Source organism: Bradyrhizobium sp. BLXBL-03 (assembly GCF_051853015.1).
In the GTDB taxonomy this organism is placed as follows: domain Bacteria; phylum Pseudomonadota; class Alphaproteobacteria; order Rhizobiales; family Xanthobacteraceae; genus Bradyrhizobium; species Bradyrhizobium manausense.
On the sequence record NZ_CP182470.1, the window covers coordinates 1591058 to 1610019 of the forward strand.

Below are 18962 nucleotides of genomic sequence, written 5' to 3' on the forward strand. Positions count from 1 at the left end.
GGCGAAGTTCTTGCATATAATTGGCCCTTGGCAAGGGCCAAGAATAGAAAGGCTCGAGCTTGGCAAGGCCAAAATCGGCGGCACACCCGCCCTTGGCAAGTCAGGCTCGAGAGAGCAAGAACGAAATCGCAAGCCCCGCCACTTTCGAGCGTCCGCGTAGTCCGCTACGCTGCCTCGTTCCAGGACGTTGAAGACGATACTGATGACCAGAGCCGACGCCATCGCCCGCGCCCGGGACGACTTCCAATCCGGTGCGTTCCTCTCCGAACTCGACCGCCGCGTCGCCTACAAGACCGAGAGCCAGAACGCCTCGCGCGGCCCCGAGCTGCGCGCCTATCTGGAACAGGAGATGGTACCGGCCTTTGCCGCGCTCGGTTTCGAGAGCCGCATCGTCGAATCCCCGAGCGGCAAGTCGCCGTTCCTGTTTGCCGAGCATCATGAGAGCGCGTCCGCGCCGACCGTGCTGGTCTACGGCCATGGCGACGTCGTCGACGGCATGGAAGGCGAATGGCGCGAGGGCCGCGATCCCTGGCGCACGACGAAGGCGGGTATTCGCCTCTATGGCCGCGGCACGGCCGACAACAAGGGCCAGCACAGCATCAACATGGCGGCGCTCCGCGCGGTGCGCGAGGCCCGCGGCGGCAAGCTCGGCTTCAATGCCAAGTTCATCGTCGAGATGGGCGAGGAGATCGGCTCGCCCGATCTCGGCAAGGTCTGCGATCTCAATCGCGATGCGCTCAAGGCGGATCTGTTCATGGCCTCGGACGGGCCGCGGCTATCGGCGGATCGGCCGACTCTTTTTCTGGGCTGCCGCGGCGGCATCCGCATTCATCTGGATGTGAATTTGCGCGACGGCGGCAACCATTCCGGCAATTGGGGCGGCGTGCTCGCCAACCCCGCGACCATCCTGGTCAATGCGATTTCGACGCTGGTCGACGGCCATGGCCGTCTCCAGTTCGAGGCCTTGAAGCCGCCGCGGCTGACCAACCAGATCCGCAGCTATCTTGCGGATGTACAGGTGGTGCCGACCGCGGACGAGCCACAGCTTGCCGAGAACTGGGGCGAGGAGGGGCTGTCCGCGGCCGAGCGGCTCTATGCCTGGAACACGCTGGAAGTGCTGGCGATGTCGTCGGGCAATATCGAGAAGCCGGCCAATGCCATTCCCGGCCACGCCAACGCCGTGCTGCAACTGCGCTTCGTGGTTGGCACCAAGGTCGATGGGCTGATCGATGCTATCAGGGCGCACCTCGTCGCAAAGGGCTTTCCAATGGTCGAGGTGCGGGCGGGCCAGAGCTTTGCCGCCTCGCGCACCGATTTTGACAGCCCCTGGATCAAATGGGCGGCTGACTCGGTCCACAACACCACCGGCAAGGCGCCGGCGGTGCTGCCGAATTTCGGCGGCTCGTTGCCGAACGACGTGTTTTCGGAAATTCTGGGCCTGCCGACGATCTGGGTCCCGCACTCCTATCCCGGCTGCTCCCAGCATGCGCCCAATGAGCACATTCTGCTGCCGTTGACAGAAGAGGCCTTGACGGTCATGGCCGGCTTGTTCTGGGATCTCGGCGAATTACCGCGGCCGTTAACCTGAGCTGGCATCCAGCCAAAAGTCACATTCTAATCCGGCCCGAGATGTGCTTGCATCCGGCCGCATCATCCGAAAGGGGAGAAAAAGTGAAACATTTCCGTCACATCGGCCTCGCGCTGGTCGCCACCTTTGCTGTGAGCCAGGCTGGGGCCGAGGAGCTCACCGGCACGCTGAAGAACATCAAGGACACCGGCGCCATCACGCTCGGCTTCCGCGACTCCTCGATCCCGTTCTCCTATCTCGACGACAACCAGAAGCCCGTCGGGTTCGCGATGGACATCTGCTACAAGATCGTCGACGCCGTGAAGAAGGAGCTCAAGCTCGACAAGCTCGAGGTCAAGCTCAACCCGGTGACCTCGGCCACGCGCATCCCGCTGATGGCGAACGGCACCATCGACCTTGAATGCGGCTCGACCACCAACAATGCCGAGCGCCAGAAGCAGGTTGCCTTCACCAACACCCACTTCCTGACCGCCAGCCGCTACGTCTTCAAGAAGTCGAGCGGCATCAAGTCGATCGACGACCTCAAGGGCAAGACGGTGGTGTCCACCGCCGGCACCACCAACATCAAGCAGCTCACCGAAGCCAATGTCTCAAAGGGCCTCGGCGCCAACATCATCCCGGCCAAGGATCACGCCGAAGCCTTCCTGATGGTCGAGACCGATCGGGCGGTCGCCTTCGTGATGGACGACATCCTGCTCGCCAGCCTCGTCGCCGGCTCGAAGTCGCCCGATGACTACGCCATCTCCAAGGATGCGTTCTCCAAGCCCGAGCCCTATGGCATCATGCTGCGCAAGGACGACGCGCCCTTCAAGAAGGTGGTCGATGCGGCAACGGCTGCGCTCTACACCTCTGGCGAAGGCGAAAAGATCTACGACAAATGGTTCACCCAGAAGATCCCGCCAAAGGGCCTGAACCTGAACACGCCGATCTCGCCCGAGCTGAAGAACGAGTTCGCCAAGCCGACGGACTCGCCGAATCCGGACGACTACAAGTAGGATGCCGTTCGCCTCTCCCCGCTCTTGTCCGCCGAAGCCTTGGCGAAGCCGGATGCGGGGAGAGGTAAGAAATTCCGGCCATTCTGGAGGGAGTGGCCGGACATTTGCATAAGCGCCCGGGACACCTCTGACGGGCGCGTTCGCGCGGGGGACACGTGAACTACCATTGGAACTGGGGAATTTTCTTCGAGCCGAATCCGATGGGGAACGGCACCTATCTCGACATGCTGCTGTCGGGCCTGGTGTTGACCCTGAAGACGGCGGTGCTCGCCTGGATCATCGCGCTGATCTTCGGCTCGATCGTCGGCGTGATGCGAACGCTGCCGTCCAAGGCGGCGTCTTGGTTCGGCTTCTGCTGGGTCGAGTTCTTCCGCAACATGCCGCTCCTGGTGCAGCTGTTCCTGTGGTTCTTCGTGCTGCCGGAGCTGTTGCCGAAGCCCGCCGGCCTGTGGCTGAAGCAATTGCCGAACGCGCCGTTCTGGACGGCGGCGATCGGTATCGGCTTCTTCATGTCGGCTCGTGTCGCAATCCAATTGCAGGCCGGCATCTCCTCGCTGCCGCGCGGGCAGAAGATGGCCGCCACCGCGCTCGGGCTGACCACCATGCAGGGTTATCGCTACATCCTGCTGCCGATGGCGTTCCGGATCATCCTGCCGCCGCTGACCTCCGAGTTTCTCAACACCATCAAGAACACCGCGGTTGCCATCACCATCGGCCTGATCGAGCTGACCGGGCAGGCGCGCTCGATGCAGGAATTCTCGTTCCAGGTGTTCGAGGCCTTCACGGCCGCGACCATCCTCTATCTCCTCGTCAACGCCGTCGTCGTGACCGCGATGCGCTTCCTCGAGCGCTGGGTCGCGATCCCCGGCTACATCACGGGGAAATAGCGCCATGTTCAGCAATTTCGATTTCGGCGTCATCATCCGCGCGTTGCCTTACCTATTCTACGAGGGCATGACGTTCACGCTGATGCTGACGGGCCTCGCAGCATTCGGTGGACTCGTCTTCGGCACGGCGATCGCCTTGATGCGGCTGTCCGGCTACAAGGTGCTCGGCCGCATCGCCGGCGTCTACGTCGACTTCATGCGCTCGCTGCCGCTGGTGCTGGTGATCTTCTGGTTCTATTTTCTGGTGCCCTATATCGGCCAGTGGCTGACCGGAGCGTCGCGCCCCATCAGCGTCGGCGCGTTCGCCTCCTCGCTGATCACCTTCATCATGTTCGAGGCGGCCTATTTCTCCGAGATCATGCGCGCCGGCATCCAGTCGATCTCGCGCGGGCAGCCGGCCGCGGCCAGCGCGCTCGGCCTGACCTACGCGCAGACCATGCGCTACGTCGTGCTGCCGCAGGCGTTCCGCAACATGCTGCCGGTGCTGATCACGCAGACCATCGTGCTGTTCCAGGACACCTCGCTGGTCTACGTACTGTCGATCACCGACTTCCTCGGCGCCGCCAGCAAGGTCGCGCAGCGCGACGGCCGTCTGGTCGAGATGTATCTGTTTGCCGCAATCGTCTATTTCACCATTTCCTGTATCGCGTCCTTCGGCGTCCGCCGCCTCCAGGCGCGCATCGCCATCATCCGCTAGAGTAAAGCCGGTCATGATCGAAATCAGCCACGTCAACAAATGGTACAGCCCGACCTTCCAGGTGCTGACCGACTGCACCACCAGCGTCACCAAGGGTGAGGTCGTGGTGGTCTGCGGCCCCTCGGGCTCGGGCAAGTCGACCCTGATCAAATGCGTCAACGCGCTGGAGCCGTTCCAGAGCGGCGACATCCGTGTCGATGGCACCAAGGTCAACGATCCCAAGACCAATCTGCCGAAGCTGCGTTCGCGCGTCGGCATGGTGTTTCAGCATTTCGAGCTGTTCCCGCATCTGAAGATCATCGACAATCTCTGCCTTGCGCAGGAGAAGGTGCTCGGCCGGGCCCACGACAATTCGGTCACCAAGGGCATGCAGCTCTTGGAGCGCGTTGGCCTGAAGGAGCAGGCGCAGAAATTTCCGGCACAGCTCTCCGGCGGCCAGCAGCAGCGCGTTGCCATTGCGCGCGCGCTCGCGATGGACCCGATCGTGATGCTGTTCGACGAGCCGACCTCGGCGCTCGATCCGGAAATGGTCAGCGAGGTGCTCGACGTCATGGTCGATCTCGCCCGCGAAGGCATGACCATGATGGTCGTGACCCACGAAATGGGCTTTGCCCGCAAGGTCGCCAACCGCGTCATCTTCATGGATCGCGGCGAGATCGTCGAGGACGCCCCGAAGGACGATTTCTTCGGCAAGCCGAGAAGCGACCGCGCACAGAAGTTCTTGTCGAAGATTCTGTCGCATTAAGCGGTCGTCATCCCGGGGCGCGCATCGCGCGAACCCGGGATCCATCGGGCGGCAGTCCATGGCGTGAGATGGATTCCGGGCTCGTCGCTACGCGCCGCCCCGGAATGACGAAACGAGGGTGCTTGGTGCCCCCGTTTCGCGTATAAGCGCCCCAAATCCCCCTTCCCGCCAGGAGACCCGCCTTGGACCCGATCGCCTACGTCAACGGCTCATTCGTCCCGCTCGCAGACGCGAAAATCTCGGTGCTCGATCGCGGCTTCCTGTTCGCCGACGGCATCTACGAGGTCTCGGCCGTGCTGGACGGCAAGCTGGTCGACAACGCCTCGCATCTGGCGCGGCTGCAGCGGTCGGTCGGCGAGATCAAGCTCAGGCTGCCGGAGACGCTCGATCGCATCACGAGATCCAGAAAGAGCTGATCGCCCGCAACAAGCTCGAAAACGGCCTCGTCTATCTCCAGGTCACCCGCGGCGCCGACAAGAGTCGCGACTTCCCGTTCCCCAAGGCCGACGTCAAGTCGAGCCTGGTGATGTTCACCTCGGAAAAGGACATCATCAACGCCTCGGTCGCAAAGACCGGCATCAACGTCATCACGGTCCCCGACATCCGCTGGGAGCGCCGCGACATCAAGAGCGTGGCGCTGCTGGCGCAGGTGCTGGCGAAGCAGGCCGCGGCAGAAGCCGGCGCCGGTGAAGCCTGGATGCTGCAAGACGGTTACGTCACCGAAGGCGGCTCGTCCACGGCGTTCATCCTGACCAGGGACGACGTCATCGTCACCCGACAGAATTCGAACGCGATCCTGCCGGGTTGCACCCGCAAGGCGGTGATCGCGCTTGCGCAGGAGCGTCAGCTTCGCGTCGAAGAGCGTTCCTTCACGGTCGCCGAGGCGCTCGCCGCCAAGGAGGCGTTCATCACCTCGGCCTCGGCATTCGTGCAGCCGGTGATCGCCGTCGACGGCAAGACGATCGGCGACGGCAAGCCCGGCCCGATGGCGACGCGCCTGCGCGAGATCTATGTGGAGTTCGCCAAGGCGACGGCGGTTTAGGCGACACGCACCGCTGCCGTAGCTATCGTAGAGCCTGTGAGCCATTTCCGCGTTCGATATTAAAGAGTGGGTAGCGCCCGCGCTGATGTCGGGGGCCGTCGATGTCGAACCGCCGGGGGATGGCTGTGCTGTCTATGCTTTTGCCAGTTGGTGTCCTTGCAGGATGTTGTTGGTGAGGGCGTACCAGAGCACGACGGCACGGACCTTCTCGATGCCGCGCACGGTCAATTGCCTGAGGTCCCAGTTCCGCCACCGGGCATGGATGCATTCGCAGATCGTGCGGGCTTTGTACTGTGCCTTGCCGGCTTCGCTGGCCATGCGAGCCCGCCAGGCCGCGACGCCAGGACCGTCGCTGCTCCGAGGTAAAAAGGGATCGACACCGCTCCTGGAGTTGGGCGGAGGACAGTAGACCTCGACGCCTTCACCGTGCGCCCATTCGATGTCCTCGCCGCTGCAGAACCCGCCATCGGCGAGGTAGCGACGCGGCAAGCGCTTCAGCCGAGTGCGCGTTCGCTCCAGCATCGGCCGCATCAAGCCGCGATCTGATCCGTTGTTGTCGATGTCGACCGTGACCACGATCAGTTCGCCGGCCGCGCTGGCCACCTGCACATTGTAGGCGGGGCGGAAGCCGGCATCTGCCATCTTCATCACCCTTGCCTGCGGGTCGGTGGTGGAGGCCCGGGGCTCCTTCGGCTTTTTGCCATTGCCGCCTTTTTCGTCGAGTTGCTTGCGCTTCCGCTTGATCTCGTCCAAAGCCCTCTGCGCAGCCTGCACCCGCTCACTGCGTTCGCGTGCCGCGCGCTCTCTGGCCGCCCTGATACGCCGGTTGCTGGCTTCCGGATCCGCATCGACCTCGCGCTTGAGCTCTTCCACCACAGCCTTCGCTTGGGCCATCTGCCGGTCGAGCGTTGCCTCCCGCCGGAACGAGCCGGCCCCCGCATTCGCCCGTATCCGCACCCCGTCCTGGGTCAGCTTCTCCAGATCAATCAGCCCTGCCTCATTCAGAGCCACCAGATGTTCGACCAGCAAACGGTCCAGCAGGTCCGCGCAGCCGACCCGGAAATCCGACAGTGTGTGATAGTTCAAAGACACGCCGCCGCAGAGCCAGCGGTAGACGTCGTGACTGTCGCAGAGCCGATCCAACGCCCGCGCGCTGCCAACGCCATCGCTCGTGGCGTACAGCCAAAGCGCCAGCAGCAGCCGGGGTGATGGCGCCGGATGGCCCGGCCTGTTTTCCCGTGCCTTAACCCGATCTTCCAGCTCGCTCAGCTCGAGCCCCTCGACATAAGCCCAGATCACCCGGGCCAGATGATCCTGCCCGATCAGGCTGTCGATATCGACCGCCCGCAATTCGACCTGATTGCGCACGGGCTCGCGCAGCCGAGGTGCACCCCGCGGCACCGCTTCGGTTCGTGGCGCCGACTGATCCGGCAATTCGCCAAAAAGTCCCTCGTCAGCCATCATCCTCTCCAGCAGATCAGTCTGCCTAGAGAATCACATTCGCCCGACACGCGGTACAAAAGATTCACAGTCTCGTAGGGTGGGCAAAGCGAAGCGTGCCCACGTCTTCTTGAATGCATGGAGAGATGGTGGGCAAGACGCAAGTGCGCCTTTGCCCACCCTACGAGACCGTCGTTGTGGTGAGCTTACGCCACCGACGCCTTCACCTTCACCGGATGTACCGCGCGGAACGCGATCGCCAGCCTGTTCCAGGCGTTGATGGCGCCGATCAGCATGGTCAGGTTCACCGTCTCCGCATCGGAGAAATGCGCACGGACCTGCTCATAGACATCGTCGGGCGCGTGCGTCTCGGAGATCAGCGTCACAGATTCGGTCCAGGCCAGCGCGGCGCGCTCGCGGTCGGTATAGAGCGGAGACTCGCGCCAGGCGTTGAGCAGATAGATGCGTTGCTCGGTCTCGCCGCGCTTGCGGGCGTCCTCGGTGTGCATGTTGATGCAGAAGGCACAGCCGTTGATCTGCGAGGCGCGAATCTTGACCAACTCGATCAGCGACTTCTCGAGTCCGGTCGACTGGATCTGCTCTTCCAGCGCCATCAGCGCCTTCATCGTATCGGGGGCGGCCTGGTAGAAATTCATGCGGGGCTTCATGGTCGTTCTCCTTTGGCTTGGGGTCAGTGGGCTTCCCCGGCCGAGACATGGCCGGGCTTCTTCAGGAAGAGAACCGCGATCAGGGCCACGATCAGCGCCATGCCGAGCAGATAGAACGTGTCGCTGAAGGCGAGGATGTAAGCCTGCTTCTGTACGACATGGCCGATCGCAACATAGGCGCGATGCGACGCATCCGCACGGTCGAGCACGCCGTGACTGATGAAATACTGCGTGAGCTGTTCCAGCCGCGTGCGGGTGGCCTGCTCGAACACCGAGACCGACTGCATCAGCACGTTGGAATGATACTGTTCGCGCTTGGTCAGCACGGTCTGCAGGAGCGCGATGCCGACGGCACCGCCGAGGTTGCGCATCATGTTGAACAAGCCGGAGGCCGATCCCGCGTTCTCGGCTTCGATGCCCGATGTTGCGACCGCCGAGAGCGGCGCCATGACCAGCGCCTGGCCGACGGCGCGGACGACGTTGGGCCAGAGCAGCTGATCGGCGGCGTAGTCGTTGGTCATGAAGATGTTCATGAAGTTCGAGCCGGCGAACAGCACGAAGCCGATGGCGATGATGATCCGCGCGTCGAACTTCTGCATCAGGCGCGGCACCAGCGGGATCAGCACCAGCTGCGGCAATCCGGTCCAGGCCAGCACCGTGCCGATCTGCTCGGCATTGTAGCCCTGGATGCGCGCCAGATATTGCGGCAGGATGAAGACCGAGCCGTACAACGCGACGCCGAGCAGGAAATTGGCGAGCATGCCGAAGCCGAAATTGCGGCGGGCCAGCAGGCGCAGGTTCAACAGCGGCTTCTTCACGGTCAGCTCGATGATCAGGAACACGGTCAGCGCCACGGCCGCGATCACGCTGAGCTTGACGATGAAGGGTGAGCCGAACCAATCGTCCTTGTTGCCTTCTTCCAGCACGGTCTGAAGGGCGGAGAGGCCGATCGCCATCGTGATGATGCCGGCCCAGTCGCCGTCGCGCAGCAGTGACAGCTTCATCGACTTGGGCTCGAGCGCATACCAGAGCATGCCGACCATGATCGCGCCGGGCACGAGGTTGACGTAGAAGATGTACTGCCAGCCAAAGTTCTCGGTGAGATAGCCGCCGATCGTCGGGCCGATCGCCGGCGCGAACGTCGCCGACAGCGCGAACAGTGCAAGCCCCACCGGCTGCTTGGCACGCGGCAAGAGTGTGATGATCAGCGTGAAGGCCATCGGGATCAGCACGCCGCCGCTAAACCCTTGCACGGCGCGCAGCACGATCATCTGTGGCAGGTCCTGCGCCAGCGCGCAGGCTGCCGACAGGCCCAAGAACAGGATCGCGTTGGTCAGCAGATAGATGCGGATCGAGAACACTTGCGCGAGCCAGCCGGACAGCGGGATCACCACGATCTCGGCGATCAGGTAGGAGGTCGAGATCCAGCCGCCGTCGTCGATGCCGGCGCCGATCGCGCCCTGGATGTCGGCCAGCGAAGCGTTGACGATCTGGATGTTCAGCACCGCCATGAAGGCGCCGAGCGTGGCGCCGACCACGGCGATCCAGGTTCTCGCGGAGACGACAGGCGTTGCGGCGGCTGCTTGTGGGGCCGGGAGGTTGGCGGCCGATGCGGCATCGAGTGTCGGTTGAAGCGTGCTCATGGAAGCCTCGTCTCTGATACGGGAGACAGGATGCGTTGGTCGGGACGTTTCGATAACAAGGGAAGTCCGGGAAGGATCATCAGGCAGGACTTGACGATCCTGCCGCGATCCTCGGCGACATCAGCCTCCGTTTGGCCGCGGCGCGTTGTCGGCGATGCGCTTGGCCGTCTCGCGCTCGGCCACTACCGTTGCTTTGGTATCGACCGTCGGCACCGCCGACATGCCGGGGCGCAGCAGGCCCGTGAGGCTGTGATCGTCGAGCACGATCTTCACCGGCACGCGCTGCACGATCTTGGTGAAATTGCCAGTCGCATTGTCGGGAGGCAGCAGAGCGAATTCAAGCCCGCTGGCCGGCGAAAGGCTGTCGACATGGCCATGCAGCGTGCGATTGCGAAAACTGTCGACGTGCAGCTCGACCGGCTGGCCCGCGCGAACATGCGTGAGCTGGGTCTCCTTGAAATTCGCGACGACGTAGACCGCATCGAGCGGAACCACCGCCATCAGCTGCGTGCCGGCCTGCACGTACTGGCCGACCCGCAGGCTGCGCGCGCCGACGGTGCCGTCAACAGGCGCGGTGATCTCGGTGTAGGACAGGTTCAGTTCGGCCTGATCGGCCACCGCGCGAGCGTGATCGAGCTGCGCAATGGCCTGTGCACGTTGGGTGGTCAGCACGTCGACCTTGCGTCGTGCGGCAACGAGGCCCGACTGGGCGTGCTGCAATTGCGCGTTGCTGGCGCGGAGCGCCGCATCGGTCTGCTGCGCGCGCTGGATCGTGCCGGAGCCAGACTTCATCAGCTCGTCGTAGCGGGCCCGCTCTTCCTGCGCAAACTTCAGATTGGCATCGGCGGCCGTGACGTCGGCGGTGCTCTGCGCGATCACAGGCTGTTGCAGCTCGAGCTGGGCGTCGAGGTTGCGCACGGAGGCTTCGGCTGCCGCAACGTCGGCGCGGGCCTGGCCGAGCGCCGCCTTGAAGTCGCGGTCGTCGATCCGGGCCAGCACCTGGCCGGACCTGACCTTCTCGTTGTCGCCGACCAGCACCTTCGCGATATAGCCGGAGACCTTCGGGGCGATGATGGTGGAATCCGCCTTCACATAGGCGTCGTCGGTCGTTTCAAGGTAGCGGCCGGTGGTCCAGTAGTCGTGCCCGTAATAGGCCATGGTTGCAGCGCCGGCGATGAGCGCGAGCGTCAGGGCCGCGCGTCGAACCATCTTGCGGGCCGCGATTGTTGCCGGCGCCTTGGCGTAACCACGCGTAATTTCAGTAGCTTGCTGGAAGGTCTCGGTGCGGGGCATTTCAGACATGGCGCTCTCCGGTCGGCTCGCTGAGACTATCGGTCTTGCCGGGGCAAGTGATAATTGGCAAAATTCTGGAAGGATTATCCATTCAAGGTGGATAATCGGGGCCGCCGGCTTGGTGCCTGATGTCTACCGGGTGAGGCTCGCGACTGCCCCAGAGCGATTGCCGTTCCTGTCGCGCGATTGCTGCCGAGGTGGTGCCATGGACCGATTGACCAGCATTGAAGTGTTCAGCCGGGTGGCCGAGACCGGCGGTTTTTCCGCAGCAGCCCGCAAGCTCAACATGTCGACCACCATGGTGAGCAACCACGTCCAGGCGCTGGAAGAGCGGCTCGGGGTGAGGCTGCTTCACCGCACCACGCGCAAGGTCAACCTGACCGAAATCGGCAAGGCCTATTACGACCGCTGCGTCCAGATCCTTGCTGACATCGAACAGGCCGACGACATCGCCGGCGAATTGCAGTCGGTGCCGCGCGGCACGCTGCGCATCCACGTCGCCACCCATATGGTGCCATTCGTGGCGGGCGTCGTGGCAAAGCTGCTGTCGACCTATCCGGAGGTGAAGGTCGACTTACGCATGGGGGAAGCCAATGTCGATCTGATCGAGGAGGGCTACGACGTTGCGCTGCGCATGACGCCGCCGCCGGATTCCAGCCTGATCGTCCGTAGCCTCGCTACCTGGCGCCACGTGCTGTGCTGCTCGCACAACTATCTCGAGAAGCACGGCAGGGTGCAGCAGCTCGCCGAGCTTACCGAGCACAATTGCGCCCGTCACCTCAACTATCCCTTCGGCGACGAATGGCGTTTCTTTGATCGTAAGGGCGCCCCGGCCTCCGTGCGGATCTCGGGCAGCCTTGTCACCAACAGCGGCGAGGCACTGCGACGGACGGTGTTCGAGGGCGCCGGCATCGGCCTGCTCGCGGGATTTCTGGTGCGCGACGATCTCGATTCCGGGCGGCTGGTGCGCCTATTGCCGGAATACCGGCCGGTCGAGATGTCGATGAACGCGGTCTATCCGCATCGCCATCATCTGTCGGCGAAGGTGCGCACCTTCATCGACATGCTGGTACAGCACAGCGCCGAGCAGCAGAAGCTGATCAATCCGTATTCGTGAGACGCAGACGTCGGTGCGGTAGGCTGGGCAAAGGCGCCCTTGCGCCGTGCCCACGATCTCTTCCGATTGATGGAGGTGGTGGGCACGCTTCCGCTTTGCCCACCCTACAAGAGCGTCAACCGATGGCGCGCATCTTCGCCGGCGAAGATGCGGCAAGATGCGCCAGCAGCTGCTCGACCTCGGGCTTCACTTTCGCGATGGCGACGTCTTTCACCGGCCCATAACCGCGGATCTCCATCGGCGCTTTGGCGATGGCGATGAGATCGGGCAGATGCGCAGCATCGAGCTTGCCGAGCATTTGCGCGATGATGCTCTCGTACCAGGCAATCAGCTCGCGCTCGGTTCGCCGCTCGGCCGCATAGCCGAACGGATCGAACGGCGTTCCGCGCAGCACCTTGAGCCGCGCCAATACCGCGAGCGGCAGCCGGATCCACTGGCTGAAAGCGCGCTTGCGCGGGCGGCCGCGCGCGTCGTGACCGGACGGCAGAAATGGCGGCGCGAGGTGATACTGCACGCTGAAGCCGTCTTCGAATTCGCGCTTCAGCTCGTCGAGGAAGCCGCTTTGCATGTGCAGACGCGCGACCTCATATTCGTCCTTGTAGGCCATGAGCTTGAACAGGGCGCGCGCGACGGCTTCGGTCAGCGCCTCGCTGTTGAGCCCGGCTTCGGCCTCGCGGACTTTTCCGACCAGCGCCCGGTAGCGCGCCGCGTAGGCGTCATCCTGGTAGGCCGTAAGGAAATCGGAGCGTCTGAGGATGATCTGGTCGAGCGTCTCGGCCTTCGGCGCTTCATTCGTCTGCGGCAGGAAGCCCGGATCGGCGGCAGCGATCCTGCCCCACGCAAAGGCCTGCTTGTTGCGCTCGATCGCGACACCATTGAGTTCGATCGCGCGCAGCAGCGCCGATAGCGAGACCGGCACCAGTCCGCGCTGCCAGGCTAAGCCCAGCATGATGATATTGGCGTAAACGGCATCGCCGAGCAGGCGCTCGGCGAGCGCATTGGCGTCGATGCTGTCGACATTGTCGTTGCCGATGACCTGCCGGATTGCGCGCAGGCGCGCAGGCGAGGCGAGATCGGCGTCGCGGAAGCGGACGACGTCGCCCGTCGGCATCTCTGCGGTGTTGATCGCCGCGCGCGTGCCGCGGCGATAGGTGCCGGAGGCCTTGGGCGAGGAGCTGACGACGAGGTCGCAGCCGATCAGCGCGTCGGCTGCACCCTGGTCGATACGGACCTGATGCAGCGCCTCAGGGCTTGCGGCCAGGCGGATGTAGCTCAGCACGGGACCGAATTTCTGGGCAAAGCCGGTGAAGTCCAGCACCGAGACGCCGCGACGCTCGAGATGAGCGGCCATGCCGATCAGCGCGCCGACCGTGATCACGCCGGTGCCGCCGACACCGGTCACGAGCAGGTCGTAGGGCCGATTGAGCGTTGCGGGGGTGGGAAGGGCAAGCGTCGCTGCATGGCCGATCGCGTCGATCTGGCTGGCGCTCTTCTTCCGCCGCGTCGCGCCTTCGACGGTCACAAAACTGGGGCAGAAGCCGTTAAGGCAGGAAAAGTCCTTGTTGCAGGCGGACAGGTTGATCTGTCGCTTGCGGCCGAACGGGGTCTCTCTCGGCTCGACGCTGAGGCAGTTGGACTCGACCGAGCAGTCGCCGCAGCCCTCGCAGACGAGGTCGTTGATATAGGCGAAGCGCTTGGGATCGGCCATCTGCCCACGCTTGCGACGCCGCCGTTTCTCGGTGGCGCAGGTCTGCTGGTAGATCAGCACCGACACGCCGGAGACCTCGCGCAGCTCGCGCTGCACCGCGTCCATCTCCTCGCGCGGATGGATGGTGACGCCATCAGGTAGGTTCGCCGGCGAGAATTGTGCGGGATCGTCCGACACCAGCGCGATGCGCTTCACACCCTCGGCGCGGACGCTGTGCGCGATCGCCTGCACGCTGACGGGGCCGTCGACCGGCTGGCCGCCGGTCATGGCGACGGCGTCGTTGAACAGGATCTTGTAGGTGATGTTGGCTTTCGCAGCGATCGCCTGGCGGATCGCCATCGAGCCGGAGTGGTAATAGGTGCCCTCGCCGAGATTCTGGAACACGTGCTTGTGGCCGGTAAATCGCGACGATGCCGCCCAGTTCACGCCCTCGCCGCCCATCTGGATCAGCGACGAGGTCTCGCGGTCCATCCAGCTCGCCATGAAATGGCAGCCGATGCCGGCCAGCGCCTTTGAGCCCTCGGGCACTTTTGTCGAGGTGTTGTGCGGGCAGCCCGAGCAGAAATACGGCGTACGTGTTGCGCCCAAGACGTTGATCGTGCGCGCAGCTTCCGGCATCAGGGCGGCCGCACGCGCGGCAAGATTGAGCCCTGGAAACATCGGATCGAGTCGGCGGGCGAGCACGCCAGCCAGTGCGCGTGGTGACAGCTCGCCGATCCAGGAGATCAGTCGTGCGCCGTTTTCGTCATGCTTGCCGACCATGCGCTCGGGCTTGGCGCCGGGATAGTCGTAAAAATATTCCTTGAACTGACTCTCGATGATGCCGCGCTTCTCCTCGACCACGAGGATCTCGCGTTTGCCCTTCACGAAATCCATGGCGTCGTGCAGCGCCAACGGCCAGACCATGCCGACTTTGTAGATATCGATGCCGATACTGCGGCAGGCGGCCTCGTCGAGGCCCATCAGCCGCAGCGCCTCCATCAGGTCGAGATGCGCCTTGCCTGTGGTGACGATGCCGTAGGTGGCGTTTGGAATGTCGTAGATGTGGCGATCGATCGGATTGGCTTTTGCGAAGGCGTACACCGCGTGTTTCTTCGCCTCCAGCCGCTCCTCGATTTGCGGGCCCGGCAGATCGGGCCAGCGATAGTGCAGTCCATCAGGCGGCGGCCTGAAGTCGGGTGTGCGAAAAAGGCGCGGCGGGCGCAGCGCGACGGAGGCGCCTGACTCCACGATCTCCGAGATCGCCTTGAAGCCGACCCACATGCCGGAGAAGCGGCTCAGCGCATAGCCATATTCGCCGAATTCAAGATATTCGTCGACGCTTGCGGGGTGCAGCGTCGGCATGAACCAGCTCATGAAGGCGACGTCGGACTGGTGCGGCATCGAGGACGACACGCAGCCATGATCGTCGCCGGCGACGACCAGCACGCCGCCATGTGGCGAGGAGCCGTAGGCGTTGCCGTGCTTGAGCGCGTCACCAGAGCGGTCGACGCCGGGGCCCTTGCCGTACCACAGCCCGAATACGCCATCGACCTCGCGCTCTCCTTGCGTCTCCACCTGTTGCGAGCCGAGCACCGCGGTCGCCGCGAGGTCCTCGTTCACCGCGGGGAGGAATTCGATGCGGTCTTTCTCAAGCCGCTGCTGGATGCGCCAGAGCTCGAGATCGATGCCGCCGAGCGGCGAGCCGCGATAGCCGGAGATGAAGCCGGCGGTGTTGAGCCCCGCCGCCCGGTCGCGTCGCACCTGATCGAGTGCGATGCGGACAATGGCCTGCGTGCCCGTGAGGAAGACCCGGCCCTCCTCGCGATCGTAGCGGTCGGAGAGCTCGTAGGCATCGAGTGACGGAATGGCGTCCATGGTGGACCTCGCGCGGCGTCCTGCCGATAGCGAAGGTTAGGCCCGGGGGACTGGTAGGTCTTACCTATTTTTCCCAGTTAAGCTACTATATCGGCAGATTTTTGCTAATTCCGACGAAATGTGGCATATTTTATCAATTTGAGGCTCTCGATGGTTGAAGACCAGGACGTCAGGATTCTCGCTCACCTCCAGAAGGACGGTCGCGCCACCAACCAGCAGCTCGCCGACGAGGTCGGCATGTCGACCTCGGCCTGCTGGCGCCGGGTGCGCGCGCTCGAGGACAGCGGCGTCATCCGCGGCTATGCCGCTCTCATCGCGCGCGAGCAGGCGGGCTTTGCGATGTCGGCCATCCTCCATGTTTCGCTGGAGCGGCACGACGCCAAATTCGTCGACGAGTTCGTCTCGCGCGTCACCACGCGCCGCGAGGTGCTGGAGTGTTTTGCGACCACCGGTGATGCCGATTATCACCTGCGCGTCGTCGTGCAGGACATGGCGGCCTACAATCGTTTTCTCGACGAGTTCATGTTCCGCATCCCCGGCATTCGCTACGTCCGCAGCAATGTAGTGCTGAAGGAGATCAAGACCAGCGTCGCGCTGCCGTTTTGAAGAAGCTGCCGTAGGGTGGGCAAAGCGAAGCGTGCCCACGTTATTTCATGGCGGAGAAAGATGGTGGGCACGGCGCAAGAGCGCCTTTGCCCACCCTACGGCACCGGTTACCGTTGCTCCCGCACAAACCTGTTCCGCAACGTCCCGACACCGGTGATGTCGATCTCCACGACATCGCCGTGCTTGATGTCAGGTGACGCACCATCGGTGCCCATCCAGATCACATCACCCGGCCACAGCGTGAAATACTTCGTCAGCTCGACCAGGAACGGCACCACGCCGAAGATCATGTCGTTCGTCGCGAAGCGGTTGGTCTCCTTGCCATTGACGCGCACGATCGTCTCCATCTTGGCAAGATCAGCCTCGGTCTCGATCCAGGGACCCATCGGCTTGAACGTGTCGGCATTCTTCGAGCGCCACAGGCTGCGATCGGCCTTTTGCCATGAACGTTCGCTGACGTCGTTGCCGATGGTGTAGCCGAACACGCACTCCATCGCGTTCGCTTCGCTGAGGTGCTTCACTTTCTTGCCGATGACGACCACGAGCTCGCCCTCGTAATGGATCTTCTCCGTCGCAAGCGACGGGATCACGACATCCTCGTCATGCGCGATCAGCGCATTCTGGGCGCGGTAGCCGATCTCGGGGCGATCAGGCACGGCCGGCACCGTACCGGCCTTGTCGGCGGCTTCCTTGAGGTGCTTCAGATAATTCAGCCCGACGCAGTAGAAGGTGCGGGGGATCAGCGGCAACTCGATCTTCACCTGCGACAGCGGATGCGTGCGCGACGTGCGCTGCCATTCACTGAGAGGATCGCCGTCGACCGCGATCACTTGATCGCCTTCGACCACGCCCCAGGAGGTCTTGCCGGAGGCGGTGAATTTCAGCCAGCGCATGTTCTGTCCTTGTTGTTATTCCGCGGCATCGTGCGGCTGCACTTTCCAGGCACCGGCAGCCGGGCGCGCCAAGCCGAGATTCTCCCGCAGCGTCTTGCCGCGATAGTCCTTCTGGAACAGGCCGCGCCGCTGCAGCTCCGGCACGACATGCTGCACGAAATCGGCATAGGAGCCGGGCACGTACGTCGCCGCGATGACAAAGCCGTCGCAGCCGCGCTCGACGAACATTTCTTCCAGTCTGTCCGCGATTTCCTTGGGGCCGCCGACCATGGCGTCATGCACGTGGCCGCGGCCGGAGAAGGTGACAAAGTCGCGCGCGCTCGGATTGCTCTTGCCCGAAGCCTTCAGCACGCCGTCGCGGATGCCCAGAATGCCCTGCATGCTCCTGAGGTCGTCCGTCGTCAGCGGTTCGTCGAGACCTTTGGAAGCAAAATCGTAATTGAGCGCTTCTGATAGCAGCGACAGTGCGTCGATCTCGAGCGGCAGCTTGTTGATCAGCGCCATCTTGTCTTCGGCCTCCGCCTTGGTCGCAGCGCAGACCGGGGTGGTCAGATTGCAGATGAATATCTGATCAGGATCGCGGCCGGCCTTGGCGGCCTCGTTGCGCACGGCGGCGTAACCGTCCTTGGCGCCCTGGAGATTGCGCGCGGCGGTGAAGATGACCTCGCCCCAGCGTCCGGCAAAGCGCTGGCCGCGGCCGGATGCGCCGGCCTGGATGATGACAGGATGGCCCTGCTGTGAGCGCGGCACGGTGAACGGCCCGCGGGACTTGAAGGCCGCGCCCTTGTGATCGAGCCGCTTCACCTTGGTCGGATCGGCAAAGCGGCCGGTCTTTTTGTCCATGATGAGCGCGCCGTCCCCCCATGTGTCCCAATGGCCGAGCACGACCTCCATGAATTCGTCGGCCTTGTCGTAGCGGGAATCATGTTCCGGATGGGAGTCGCGTCCCATATTGAGCGCCTCGCCGTCGTTGAGCGAGGTCACGACGTTCCAGCCCGCGCGCCCGCCGGACATCAGATCGAGCGTGGCAAAGCGGCGCGCGACGTCGAACGGCTCGTAATAGGTGGTCGAGCAGGTTGCCCCTAGGCCGAGCTTGTCGGTCACCATGCCCATCGTGGTCAGCACGACAATCGGATCCATCTTCACGCAGCGGATGCCGTATTCGACGGTATGGGCGTGGTCGTTGCCGTAGCGGTCCGGCATGGCGAGACGATCGTCGAAGAAGGCCATGTGGAATTTGCCGGCTTCGAGAATTTTCGCGATCTCCTGGTAATAATCCGCCGACATGAAGTCGCTGCGCGAGTCCGGATGCCGCCACGAGCTCGGCAAGTTCGTGCAGTTCTGCGCCTGAAGGAAGCCGACCAGGACCATCTGCCTGTCCATGCTGCTGTCTCCGGATGTGTCAGGACAGATCGAGGGCGATGTGGAAGTCCTCGGAGGCGCCGGCGGCTCGGAGCAGCGCCGCGCTGACGCGCGTGAGGCGGTCGGCCTTGATGATCGGCATGGCGTTCCCTCGGCTTTCGTGCCCTTAACGGACCTGTTGTTGGATGCCATCGTCTCAAAGCGGAGGTGCGATATCAATCTCCCGTAAACCAATACAGGGCTGCAAATTCGTAGACAGAGCGCGCCTTTGGTCGAAGGCTCCTGCCGCGCGGCGGTATTCCCGGACATTTTTCAGCTATCATTCGCTGCTCGTTCACCCTGATTGGCGGTTTCCCTGCCGCAATAACGACCACTTAGGCGATCCCTATTCATAAGGTACCCGGGAAAAATCGGCAGAAAT

Annotated in this window: 14 protein-coding genes and 1 pseudogene; 8 read left to right on the forward strand and 7 right to left on the reverse strand. The window is 63.5% G+C overall.

Going from position 1 to position 18962, the window contains the following annotated elements; translation table 11 throughout:
• Positions 1 to 202: 202 nt before the first annotated feature.
• From ACNJX9_RS07605 to ACNJX9_RS07630, 6 genes and pseudogenes are all read left to right on the forward strand, one after another.
• Entirely contained in the window at positions 203 to 1588 is a 1386-nt protein-coding gene (locus ACNJX9_RS07605; RefSeq protein ID WP_271620632.1) for a M20 family metallopeptidase, read from the forward strand.
• Between the two features lie 41 nt (positions 1589 to 1629).
• Entirely contained in the window at positions 1630 to 2583 is a 954-nt protein-coding gene (locus ACNJX9_RS07610; protein WP_228749366.1) for an amino acid ABC transporter substrate-binding protein, read from the forward strand.
• A 155-nt stretch (positions 2584 to 2738) separates the two neighbouring features.
• Positions 2739 to 3470 carry an amino acid ABC transporter permease gene (locus ACNJX9_RS07615; RefSeq protein WP_439408328.1) on the forward strand — a complete coding sequence of 244 codons (732 nt, stop codon included), beginning with the start codon at positions 2739 to 2741 and terminating at the stop codon, positions 3468 to 3470.
• 4 nt (positions 3471 to 3474) lie between these two features.
• On the forward strand, positions 3475 to 4167 hold the full coding sequence (locus tag ACNJX9_RS07620) for an amino acid ABC transporter permease (protein ID WP_057752587.1): 693 nt from the start codon (positions 3475 to 3477) through the stop codon (positions 4165 to 4167).
• A gap of 13 nt (positions 4168 to 4180) precedes the next feature.
• Complete coding sequence (locus tag ACNJX9_RS07625) at positions 4181 to 4912, forward strand: amino acid ABC transporter ATP-binding protein (protein WP_439408329.1); 732 nt, start codon at positions 4181 to 4183, stop codon at positions 4910 to 4912.
• Between the two features lie 182 nt (positions 4913 to 5094).
• Positions 5095 to 5954: pseudogene (locus ACNJX9_RS07630) on the forward strand (D-amino-acid transaminase).
• Between the two features lie 132 nt (positions 5955 to 6086).
• Here the strand turns inward: ACNJX9_RS07630 and ACNJX9_RS07635 are convergent.
• From ACNJX9_RS07635 to ACNJX9_RS07650, 4 genes are all read right to left on the reverse strand, one after another.
• A complete protein-coding gene (locus tag ACNJX9_RS07635; protein WP_439407697.1) occupies positions 6087 to 7418 on the reverse strand; it encodes an IS1182 family transposase in 1332 nt (443 codons plus the stop codon).
• Between the two features lie 182 nt (positions 7419 to 7600).
• Positions 7601 to 8062, reverse strand: a complete 462-nt coding sequence (locus ACNJX9_RS07640; protein ID WP_057752577.1) for a carboxymuconolactone decarboxylase family protein — start codon at positions 8060 to 8062, stop codon at positions 7601 to 7603.
• 23 nt (positions 8063 to 8085) lie between these two features.
• Positions 8086 to 9705, reverse strand: a complete 1620-nt coding sequence (locus ACNJX9_RS07645) for an MDR family MFS transporter (protein WP_439408330.1) — start codon at positions 9703 to 9705, stop codon at positions 8086 to 8088.
• 120 nt (positions 9706 to 9825) lie between these two features.
• Positions 9826 to 11007, reverse strand: a complete 1182-nt coding sequence (locus ACNJX9_RS07650) for an HlyD family secretion protein (protein WP_439408331.1) — start codon at positions 11005 to 11007, stop codon at positions 9826 to 9828.
• Positions 11008 to 11203: 196 nt separating this feature from the next.
• Here ACNJX9_RS07650 and ACNJX9_RS07655 point away from each other — a divergent pair, with 196 nt between their 5' ends.
• Positions 11204 to 12115 carry a LysR family transcriptional regulator gene (locus ACNJX9_RS07655; RefSeq protein WP_439408332.1) on the forward strand — a complete coding sequence of 304 codons (912 nt, stop codon included), beginning with the start codon at positions 11204 to 11206 and terminating at the stop codon, positions 12113 to 12115.
• 115 nt (positions 12116 to 12230) lie between these two features.
• Here the strand turns inward: ACNJX9_RS07655 and ACNJX9_RS07660 are convergent, their stop codons facing one another.
• Positions 12231 to 15680 (reverse strand): indolepyruvate ferredoxin oxidoreductase family protein, encoded by a 3450-nt coding sequence (locus ACNJX9_RS07660; RefSeq protein WP_439408333.1) that lies wholly within the window; start codon positions 15678 to 15680, stop codon positions 12231 to 12233.
• A gap of 150 nt (positions 15681 to 15830) precedes the next feature.
• Between ACNJX9_RS07660 and ACNJX9_RS07665 the strand changes: the two genes are divergently transcribed.
• The gene (locus ACNJX9_RS07665) at positions 15831 to 16286 is read left to right on the forward strand and encodes an Lrp/AsnC family transcriptional regulator (protein WP_439408334.1); all 456 of its coding nucleotides are present in this window, start codon (positions 15831 to 15833) and stop codon (positions 16284 to 16286) included.
• A 107-nt stretch (positions 16287 to 16393) separates the two neighbouring features.
• Here ACNJX9_RS07665 and ACNJX9_RS07670 read toward each other — a convergent pair whose 3' ends face one another.
• Positions 16394 to 17179 carry a fumarylacetoacetate hydrolase family protein gene (locus ACNJX9_RS07670; RefSeq protein WP_439408335.1) on the reverse strand — a complete coding sequence of 262 codons (786 nt, stop codon included), beginning with the start codon at positions 17177 to 17179 and terminating at the stop codon, positions 16394 to 16396.
• Positions 17180 to 17194: 15 nt separating this feature from the next.
• Entirely contained in the window at positions 17195 to 18562 is a 1368-nt protein-coding gene (locus ACNJX9_RS07675; RefSeq protein ID WP_439408336.1) for an LLM class flavin-dependent oxidoreductase, read from the reverse strand.
• Positions 18563 to 18962 lie beyond the last annotated feature (400 nt).